Here is a 10,104-nt window from a genome sequence, read left to right as displayed (position 1 = left end):
CTACAGCGCGGTCCGCTGGTGCCCGGCCAGCCTGCTCATGGCTCGGCTCGGTCTACCGGCCGGCACCGCAACCTGCGCGGCCCGAGTCGACTGAATCCTTCACCCGAGATCCGATATCCAGGAAAGCGAGTCTGCTCATGACCACCGAAACCGGCCTCGGCTTGTCCGCGACTGTCACCACCAGCTTCGACGACGCCGTGGTACGCACGCGCACGGCGCTCGCCGAGCAGGGCTTCGGGATCCTCACCGAAATAGACATGCGCGCAACTCTCAAAGCCAAACTCGGCCACGATATGGAGGACTACCTCATCCTCGGAGCCTGCAACCCGCCACTGGCCCACCGCGCGGTCGAGATCAACCGGCAGATCGGGCTGCTGCTCCCGTGCAATGTCGTGGTGCGCCGCTCTCGCGACAACGACGACAAGGTCATCGTCGAGGCAATGAACCCCCAACTGATGGTGCAGGTCACCGACGAACCCGCGCTGTCACCCGTCGCCGCCGACGCCGCCACCAGACTGCGCGCCGCTATCGACTCGCTGCAACAGGCGGGCTGACCAAACGCGATCGGCGCGAATCGAGCAGAGTCGGCAGGTCGGGCGCGCTGCAGGGTCGCCGGCCAGCGGGTCGCCGACGTCGACGGTGCGTGCCGTCCCGGCGGGATTATGGTCGATACCGGCGCTGTCCAACGGAGGGGTGGTGGCGGCACCGGAGCCACCTGTGACATACCCGGTTTCACAAGGCACCCCCACCATGCGGTTCATCCTGTTCGGGTGAGGCGCGATCACCCAGCACCCCCGAAGCTTGTCCTGATGCTGGCAGGGCCTTATCGCCCGCAACCCGTGCCAACAGTTGCGTCAGCCGAGTCGAGAGGGAAAGTCGATGACCACCGAGGAACCGTCCGAGCTTGCCGCCCGCGCATACATCTATGGCTTCCCGCTGGTGTTCAACCTCGATCAGGTCGGACGTTATGTCCGCGACGGCGTCGGGGCGAACCCGGCAGCACCCTGGAACACCTTTTCCCATGCTCGCACTCTGGCCGGTCCCGCCGATACATTCGTCACGATCAATAACGACACGGTGTACTCGATGGCCCAGATCGACCTGTCGATCGGACCCGTGTCCCTGCACGTCCCCGACACCGCAGGTCGCTATTACGTGCTGCAATTCGTCGACGCCTGGACCGATAACTTCGCCTACGTCGGGCACCGCGCCACCGGTACTGGCGCCGGAGACTATCTACTCGTACCTCCGGGCTGGACCGGACAGGCCCCACACCAGCACACCGTCATCACCTTCCCCACCACGATCGCCTCGATCGTGGGTCGGTGGGCATGCGCCGATGATGCGGACTTGCCCGCCGTGCACGCATTGCAGGACGCGATGACGCTGACACCGCTGGATCTCGAGGCCCGGCCGGCCGGGCTGCCGGAACCCGACCCTGCCGTCGACGCGGACCTACTTTTCTGGGAAAAGATGCGGTTATGGTCACAGGCGTTTCCCCCTGCGCCGCGAGACCGTGAGCTCCAGCGATCCCTTGGACCGCTCGGAATCAGCGAGGTCGGCAGGTCGCCGTATATCGATGCAGATACCGAGACCGCGGATGCACTTCGGGCAGGGTCGAAGACCGGGTCGGTCGCCATCGATGCCGAGCTGACGCATGGGTCCACTCCGGAGGTCAACGGCTGGAAGCTGGCGTTGCACGCCTTCGACTACAACCTCGATTACTTCGAGGTGGGGGCCCTCGACGACCCCCGATTCAAGACCAGCCCCCAGCGACGGATCATCGAACGCGCAGCTTCGGCCAAGGGCGGCCTGTGGGGCAACCACGCCTACGAAGCCGCCTATATCGTGACCTACGTCGATAACCAGGGCGAACAGCTCACAGGTGGACGCACCTACACCCTGCGCCTGGATCCGACCCCTCCGGTCGGGGCGTTCTGGTCGATCACTATGTACTCGGTTCCCGACTTCTATCTCGTCGACAACCCGATCGCCCGGTACTCGATCGGCGACCGGACCCCCGGGATCGTCTACGACGACGGCGCGCTCACCATCACGATCAGTCACACCCCTCCCAGCGATCCCACCGCCCTCGCGAACTGGCTGCCCGCCCCCGCCGGGGACTTCCGACCGGTGCTGCGCATGTATGAACCCTCCGTCGAGGTGCTGGACCAAACGTATGTGGTCGCGGCAATCACCCGGCATCGGTAGCCGCAGACCCGACGGATCGACTCGCCATGAGGCGCGGCCGACGAGATCCGGCATTGGCTTGGCCGCCCACGGCACGGGTACCACGTCGGCAGATCACCGCACATTCCCGGGAATGTGCGGTGATCGAGAACTCGCCGGTTCAGCCATCCCGGTAGCCGTGCGCCTTGGCGACCAGGCGCGGCCACGAGGTGGTGCGATCTACACCGGCCGCTGCATACCCCCTGGGGTATTATTGCTGCGCACGGCGCGTCGACAAGGAGCGATGCGCGGTGTCGAAGCCCATGCGAAGGAGCCCTGATGTCCGATATCACGCTGTTCGTCGATCCGGTGTGCCCATTTGCGTGGGTCAGCGCGAACTGGTTGCTCGATACCGCCGGTGACCAGCACGCCGTCGCTCTGGCGCAGATGAGCTTGGCCGTGCTGAACGAAGGGCACACCGTCGATGCCGGGCACGCACCGATGATCGCCCGGTCACGTCGTGTGGGCCGGGTTTTCGCTGCGGCTACGGCGGCTTCAGCTGCGTTCACGCCGCTGTACCGGGCATTGGGCTCCCGGCTCCATCCCCGTGGCGCCGGCACCGATGACGACGCGGTCGTTGTCGCGGCGCTCGACGCGGCCGGCCTCGATCCGGCCTTGGCAGCTGCTCTCGACGATCCGCGCTACGACCCCGATGTCGCCGTAGCTCACCAGGCCAGCCAAGACGCTCTCGGGGCACGAGGCGGTAGCCCGATCATCTCGGTCGACGGTCACGGTTTCTCCGGCCCGGTACTCACCGCGCGGCCTCCGGCCGACCGAGCACACCAACTGCTCGACGCAGTTGTCGCTGCTGCGACCACCCCGGGCTTTGCTGCCCTGCATCGCCCCTATCAGGGTCCTCCCAGCTTCACCGCAACCGAGGACGATCGCTGATGTGCTACCCCGTCACCTGCCGCACCTGTGGCAAAACAACTTGGGCCGGCTGTGGTGCCCACGTCGATGCCGTTCGCGCCGCCACTCCCGCTCAGCGATGGTGCGGCGGCCACACCGATCCCAGCGGAACAACCGACCCGACGGTCACCAGCCACGCCGTCGCGGCTGAGAACCCACCAGCTGGCCGGGAGCTGCCTTCTCCCGACTCCGGTAGACGACGTATGGGCGGAAGAGGTATCCGATGGGGGCGCTGAACGCATGGACGAGCCGAGTGAACGGCCACAACGCGAACAACACCAGCGCGATCACCGCGTGGAGCTGAAAGGACAGCGGTGCCTGAACCATCAGGTCACCGCGAGGCCGCAGGATCCAGATGGACCGGAACCATGGCGAGACCGTTTCTCGGTAGTTGTGCTCCTCCCCCACCACACCCGACCCGATCAACGTGGTGGCCAATCCCGCGACGAGCGCCGCGACCAGAACCACATACATGAGTTTGTCGTTGGCGGTGGTTGACATGAAGACCGGGCCGCGGGTTCGCCTGCGATAGATCAGCAGCCCTATGCCGACCAGCGTGGCGACTCCGGCGATCGTGCCCAGAGTGATCGCCTGCACATGGTAGGCATGCTGACTCAAACCCACAGCGTCTGTCCAGGATTGCGGAATGATCAGGCCGATGACGTGCCCGATGATCACGACGAGGATGCCGAAGTGGAACATCGGGCTGGCGATGCGCAGCAGCCTGTTCTCGTAGAGCTGTGATGAGCGGGTGGTCCAGCCGAACTTGTCGTAGCGGTAGCGCCACCAGGTGCCCACCACCACGATCGCGAGCGTCACATAGGGGACGACGTCCCAGAAGATCTCACCTGCGGCCATGCCATCCGGCTCCTTCATGTCTGGTCGGTTCCGGCGCGGTGCGACGTGGTGGCACTGTCAGAGTGAATGGTTGCAGCCCGATCGCCTCTGCGGGCGGGCCGGCTGCGGCAAGTCGTTGCGCGCGGCGTTCTTCCTGATCGGTGACCGGCGGCAGGGTCGCGCAGACCGCGTCGATCGCAGGGGCATAGCGTGACCCACGTTCGGTCAAGGCAGCTCGCAGGACATCGAGCGGGATCCTGTGCTCGGTGAGCAGACGCTCACCAGCCACGGGGTCGACGGTAGCTGCGAATTCGAGCACAACGGGCAAATGATCGGGTGCTTCGTTTCCCAGCGTCTGTACGCCGGCGTCCCGGTACGTTTGCAGGAACGCGTGCATGGCCGCACCGCGGTTTCTTGTGTCGCCGTCTGTCCAGTAGGTCAAATACATTGTCGCTCGTCGGCGCAGGTCGAAGGTTTCGACGTATTCGGTCTGCAGCGTCAGCAGGTCGGTGGCTCGCAACGCATCCAAGGTCTGCCCGAGCAGATGACGCGGCTCTGCGATCACGTGATCAATCAACGCTTGAACGATTTCGAGACGGTCGGTGAGGTGCTCGTCGGGGTAAGAAATCAGCAGCGAGGCCGCCTGCCGGATCAGTCGGTGCTGCGTCTGCGCGCGGTGGGCCCGTGCGCGACCACTGAACAGCGGCCTCATCGGTCACCTCCGTCCTCCACCGCGCTCGGGCCTGGGAACATCCCTTCCGGAACGCCTTTGCCGTCCCAGTTGAGGAGGTTCACCCGCGATGGGCGCGTTCGATTCGCGGCCAGACCTTCCGTGGTCTGTCGCTGTTTCAGTGCATGGAAGGTTTCGACCGCGACAGGTACCGGACCGCCGCTGGCCTCTCCGAACGGGCCGGAGTCATACATCCCGGGCCCTCCTTCATACGACAGTGAGCACTCGGTGGCGGTCTCTTCGAGCCGGTGCGCTTCGGCCGCATAGACCGTCGGTATCACGTACCGCTGCTCGTATTTGGCGAGTGCGAGCAGCCGGTACATCTCATACATCTGTTCCTCGGTGAGGCCGACCGACTGCGGGATATGAGGCTGAGTCTCGCGGCCGAGGTTGATGTCACGCATATATGACCGCATGGCGGCCAGCCGGCGCAGGACATCCCCTACGGCATCGACATCACCCGCGGTGAACAATTCGGCCAGGTATCGAATCGGGATACGCAGCGCTTCGAGAGCCCCGAACAGGTTTCCGACGTCTTCGCCGTCGTGACCGTCACGGCTGACCGCGTCGACGACCGGAGACAAGGGCGGGACGTACCAGACCATGGGCATGGTCCGATACTCCGGGTGTAGCGGTAGAGCCACCTTGTAGGTGTGGATGAGCGCGTAGACCGGCGATCGCTGGGCCGCTTCGATCCATTCGTCGGAGATGCCTGCGGTTCGCGCGCCGGCGATTACCTCGGGATCACGGGGATCGAGCAGGATTTCACGTTGCGCCTCATACAGATCGGTGTCCTTCTCCACCGAGGCGGCCGCGGTGACGCGGTCGACGTCGTAGAGCACGAGGCCGATGTAGCGCAGGCGTCCCACGCAGGTTTCCGAGCACACCGTCGGCAGGCCGACCTCGACGCGGGGGTAGCAGAAGGTGCATTTCTCGGCTTTGCCGGTCTTGTGGTTGAAATACACCTTCTTGTAAGGACATCCGGACACACACATGCGCCAACCGCGACAGCGGTCCTGGTCCACCAGCACGATGCCGTCTTCGGTGCGTTTGTACATGGCCCCGGACGGACACGAGGACACACACGACGGATTGAGGCAATGCTCGCAGATCCGAGGCAAATAGAACATGAAAGTCTGCTCGAGCTCGAGCCGAACCTGCTCGCCCACCTTCTTCAAGATCGGATCATCGGGCAGGATTTCCGGCGAACCGCCCAGGTCATCGTCCCAGTTCGCGGACCATTCGACCTTCACCGGCTTACCGCTGATCAGACTGCGGGGCGCAGCGACAGGCATCTGGTCACCGAGCGGGGCCGAGATGAGGTTGTCGTAGTCGTATGTCCACGGCTCGTAGTAATCCGACAGCGCCGGCATTTTCGGGTTGGAGAAGATGCGGGCGAGTTTGCTGAGCCGACCGCCATCACGCAGCCGAAGCCGTCCCTTCTTGTCGCGGACCCATCCCCCGCGCCAGCGTTGCTGATCCTCGTAGGTGCGTGGGTAGCCTTGCCCGGGTCTGGTCTCGACATTGTTGAACCACACGTATTCGGTGCCGGAACGATTGGTCCAGGCCTGTTTGCAGGTCACCGAGCAGGTGTGGCATCCGATGCACTTGTCGAGGTTCATCACCATCGCCAGCTGCGCCATCACCTTCATGACAGTGTCCCCTGGTTCACATCGCGTCGGCTGCAGTCGCTTGTGTGCTCCATCAGTAGGTCACCTCCTGGGACCGACGACGGACGACGGTCACCTCGTCGCGCTGGTTCCCGGTCGGCCCGAGATAGTTGAACGCCCAGGCTGTCTGCGCATAACCACCGGCCAGATGACTGGGTTTGACGAGCAGTCTGGTCAACGAGTTGTGGATGCCGCCGCGGCGACCGGTCGTCTCCGTCAGCGGCACGTCGACGACACGCTCCTGAGCGTGATACACGAAGACCACACCCTCTGGCATGCGATGCGAGACGGTGGCGCGGCAGACCAGGACACCGTTGCGGTTGACTGCCTCGACCCAGTCGTTGTCGCGCACCGAGATCTTCGCAGCGTCGACCGCGCTCATCCACATCGTCGGGCCGCCTCGCGACAGCGACAGCATGAACAGGTTGTCTTGGTATTCGGAATGAATCGACCACTTCGAATGCGGCGTCACATAGCGGACGGTCAAGCCGATGCCGTCACGCCCCGGTGCCCCGAGCGCCGGTTCGTCGAACAGCCGCGCCATGTCCAGCGGGGGCCGGTAGGTCGGCAACTGTTCGCCCAGTTCTTCGATCCAGTCGTGATCTACGTAGAAGTGCATCCTGCCGGTGAGAGTGTGGAAAGGCTTGAGTTCCTCGATGTTCACCGTGAACGGTGCGTAGCGGCGCCCGCCGGTCTCGCTGCCCGACCATTCCGGGCTCGTGATCACCGGCACCGGCCGGGATTGGGCATCCGCGTAGGTGATGCGGCGTTCCTCGCTGCCTTCGGCGAGGTGAACGAGGCGGCGGCCGGTCCGTTTCTCGAGTTCGCGGAATCCTTCGACGGAGAGGCGACCGTTGGAGGTTCCGGATAATGCGAGGATCGTGTCGGCCATACGCTCGGCGGTGTTGATGGCGGGTCGGCCGGCAGCCGGCCCGGAGTTCATCACCCCGAACTTGCGGGCAAGTTCGTCGACTTCCTGGACCGGCTTGGTGACCACGCCTTTGGTGTTCAATCCCACTGTGTCGACCAGTGGCCCGAGCGCGGCCCACTTGTCGGCGACCGCGGTGAAGTCGCGTTCGACAACCGCGAGGGGGCCCATCGTCGTGCCCGGTTCCGGCACCTCACCGCCGGACCGCCAATCATGTTCCGTGCCATTCGGATAGGCCATGGCAGCGGGTGTGTCGTGCTGGAGCGTGGTCATGACGACATCGGTGCGGGTGCCCAGGTGAGTCCGGGCCATCGCGCTGAAGGTTCTTGCGATCGCACCGAATGCCTCGTAATCCGAGCGCGTCTCCCACGGCGGATCGATGGCGGGCGTGAAGGCATGCACGTACGGGTGCATGTCCGTACTCGACAGGTCGGCCTTTTCGTACCAGGTCGCGGCGGGCAACACCACGTCGGAGAGCAAGGTGGTCGAGGTCATGCGAAAGTCGATAGACATCAGCAGGTCGAGTTTGCCCTCGGGGATGTCGCCCGTGGCGTTCACCTCGCGCGGAACCATCCCGGAATCTGCTGGGTCGGCCTGCAAATTCGAGGAGGTCCCGAGCAGATGCTGCAGAAAGTACTCGTTGCCCTTGCTCGATGAGCCCAGCAGGTTCGCCCGCCACACGCTCAGCACCCGCGGCCAGTTGTTCGGGTTGTCCGGGTCGGTGACGGCGAGTTCGATGCTGCCCTCGGCCAACCCTTCGGCAACGTAGCGCGGGATCTCTTTTCCCGCGGCGCGCGCTTCGTCGGCTATGTCGAGGCTCGAGCGGTCGAACTGCGGATAGAACGGTGTCCATCCCATGGCGACAGCGGATGCGAGGACGTCCATCGTGTGTTTGTCCCGGAATCTGCCGCGACCGAGCGGGCTTGCCAGAGCATCGGCGCGGTAGCCGTCGTATCGCCACTGGTCGGTGTGCACATACCAGTACGAGGTGCCGGCCATTTGGCGTGGTGGGCGTGACCAGTCGGTACCCATCGCCATCGCTGCCCAGCCGGTGACCGGACGGCATTTCTCTTGCCCGACGTAGTGGGCCCAGCCGCCGCCGTTGCGGCCCATCGAGCCGGTGAGGATCAGCAGCGCGAGGATGGCACGGTAGGTGGCGTCGCCGTGGAACCACTGACAGATACCAGCACCCATGATGATCATGGATCTGCCACCGGATTCCTCGGCGTTGGCGGCGAACTCCTTGGCGATGCGGATGGCCTGCCCGGTAGCGACTCCCGTGATCGGTTCCTGCCAGGCCGGGGTGTACGGCTGGGACGGATCGTCATAGCCGCTCGGCCACTGCCCCGGTAGGCCGGGGCGCGACACGCCGTATTGGGCGAGCATCAGGTCGAACACGGTGCACACGCGGTGCGGCCCTACACGGCGCACCGGGGACGCCGCGAGCGATGCTGTCGCCGTGTCCGTCCACGGTGTCGAAGCTCGGCAGATGGATCAGCGCGGTTTCCCCCGGATCAGCGCCCGGCTGTTGCACGGTCAGCGCAGGCACGAGATCGCCCAAGTCGAGGTTCCACTTACCGATGCCGGTGTCGCCGTACCGGTACCCCAGGGAGCCCTGGGGTACGGCAACCGAGTCCGTCACTCCGTCGATGACAGCGGGTTTGAATGCTGCGTTCTCCACCTCGTACCCGAGGTCCGCGGCCGTCAGGTTCTTGCCGGGAACGAGTTTGCCGTCGCGATCTTCGAGTTTGATCAGGAACGGCAGGTCGGTGTACTGTCGGACATAGTCGACGAAGAACGGGACGCGCCGGCGGACGAAGCACTCGGTGAGCACGACATGTCCCATTGCCATAGCCAGGGCGCCGTCGGTGCCCGCCGCGCATGGCATCCATTCATCGGCGAACTTGGTGTTGTCGGCGTAATCAGGGCTGACGCTGACCACCTTGGTGCCGCGGTAGCGCACCTCCGCCATCCAATGCGCGTCCGGGGTACGGGTGACAGGCACATTGGAGCCCCAAATCATCAGATACGCCGCGTCCCACCAGTCCCCGGATTCCGGGACATCGGTCTGGTCGCCGAACACCTGCGGGGAAGCGACCGGCAGATCGGCGTACCAATCGTAGAACGAGGTCATCACCCCGCCGAGCAGCTCGATAAACCGCGATCCTGCGGCGAACGACACCATCGACATCGCGGGGATGGGAGAAAAGCCTGCGATGCGGTCGGGCCCGTACTGCTTGATAGTGTGCACGTGGGCCGCCGCGATGATCTCGGTGGCTTCCGCCCAGCTGATCCTGATCAGCCCGCCCTTGCCGCGGGCGCGTTGGTATCGGCGACGACGCTCCGGATCGCTCTGGATGTCTGCCCAGGCCAGTACTGGATCACCGAGACGGGTCTTCGCCTCCCGGTACATCTCGATCAGCAGCCCACGCGCATACGGATAGCGCACCCGGGTCGGTGAATAGGTGTACCAGGAGAACGCCGCTCCGCGAGGGCAGCCGCGTGGTTCGTATTCGGGACGATCCGGGCCCACCGACGGGTAATCGGTTTCCTGGGTTTCCCAGGTGATGATGTCGTCTTTGACGTAGATCTTCCACGAGCAGGAGCCGGTGCAGTTGACCCCGTGGGTGGAGCGGACGACCTTGTCGTGGCTCCAGCGCTCACGATAGAAGATATCGCCTTCGCGGCCGCCCTCCCGAGTGACGGTGCGCCCGTCATCGGAGATCTGCCCCGACGTGAAGAACCGGCCGCTGCGGCGCAGCAATTCTTCGACCGGGCCGCCGGTGTGCTGTGTTGTCACG

The 10,104-nt window shown here is 64.7% G+C and carries 7 protein-coding genes and 1 pseudogene; 4 read left to right on the top strand and 4 right to left on the bottom strand.

From position 1 onward, the window contains the following. Nucleotides 1-137 precede the first annotated feature (137 nt). The 4 genes from RJ05_RS19250 to RJ05_RS33105 all read left to right on the top strand — a co-directional run bounded on the left by RJ05_RS19250 (nt 138) and on the right by RJ05_RS33105 (nt 3,374). Nucleotides 138-554 (top strand): DUF302 domain-containing protein, encoded by a 417-nt coding sequence (locus tag RJ05_RS19250; protein WP_036539075.1) that lies wholly within the window; start codon nt 138-140, stop codon nt 552-554. A 325-nt stretch (nt 555-879) separates the two neighbouring features. Beyond that, a complete protein-coding gene (locus RJ05_RS19245) occupies nt 880-2,211 on the top strand; it encodes a DUF1254 domain-containing protein (protein WP_036539073.1) in 1,332 nt (443 codons plus the stop codon). A gap of 297 nt (nt 2,212-2,508) precedes the next feature. Beyond that, nucleotides 2,509-3,120 (top strand): mycothiol-dependent nitroreductase Rv2466c family protein, encoded by a 612-nt coding sequence (locus RJ05_RS19240; RefSeq protein ID WP_036539072.1) that lies wholly within the window; start codon nt 2,509-2,511, stop codon nt 3,118-3,120. Continuing rightward, nucleotides 3,120-3,374: a DUF8730 family Cys-rich protein gene (locus RJ05_RS33105; protein ID WP_081597420.1), complete on the top strand. Its 255-nt coding sequence runs from the start codon at nt 3,120-3,122 to the stop codon at nt 3,372-3,374. The genes RJ05_RS19240 and RJ05_RS33105 overlap by 1 nt, the downstream gene beginning before the upstream one ends. Here the strand turns inward: RJ05_RS33105 and narI are convergent. The 4 genes and pseudogenes from narI to RJ05_RS19220 all read right to left on the bottom strand — a co-directional run bounded on the left by narI (nt 3,265) and on the right by RJ05_RS19220 (nt 10,103). Continuing rightward, complete coding sequence (gene narI / locus RJ05_RS19235; RefSeq protein WP_036539071.1) at nt 3,265-3,996, bottom strand: respiratory nitrate reductase subunit gamma; 732 nt, start codon at nt 3,994-3,996, stop codon at nt 3,265-3,267. The two genes, RJ05_RS33105 and narI, sit on opposite strands and share 110 nt — an antisense overlap. Beyond that, entirely contained in the window at nt 3,983-4,687 is a 705-nt protein-coding gene (gene narJ / locus RJ05_RS19230) for a nitrate reductase molybdenum cofactor assembly chaperone (RefSeq protein ID WP_036539070.1), read from the bottom strand. Before narJ ends, narI begins: the two co-directional genes overlap by 14 nt. Next, nucleotides 4,684-6,357 carry a nitrate reductase subunit beta gene (gene narH / locus RJ05_RS19225; protein ID WP_036539069.1) on the bottom strand — a complete coding sequence of 558 codons (1,674 nt, stop codon included), beginning with the start codon at nt 6,355-6,357 and terminating at the stop codon, nt 4,684-4,686. The genes narJ and narH overlap by 4 nt, the downstream gene beginning before the upstream one ends. 52 nt (nt 6,358-6,409) lie before the next feature. Next, a pseudogene (locus RJ05_RS19220) lies at nt 6,410-10,103 on the bottom strand (nitrate reductase subunit alpha). Nucleotide 10,104 lies beyond the last annotated feature (1 nt).

Source organism: Nocardia cyriacigeorgica NBRC 100375 (assembly GCF_000308555.1).
GTDB lineage: Bacteria > Actinomycetota > Actinomycetes > Mycobacteriales > Mycobacteriaceae > Nocardia > Nocardia cyriacigeorgica.
Note: the sequence above shows the minus strand (reverse complement) of the source record. Positions and strands in the feature narration are given on the sequence as shown.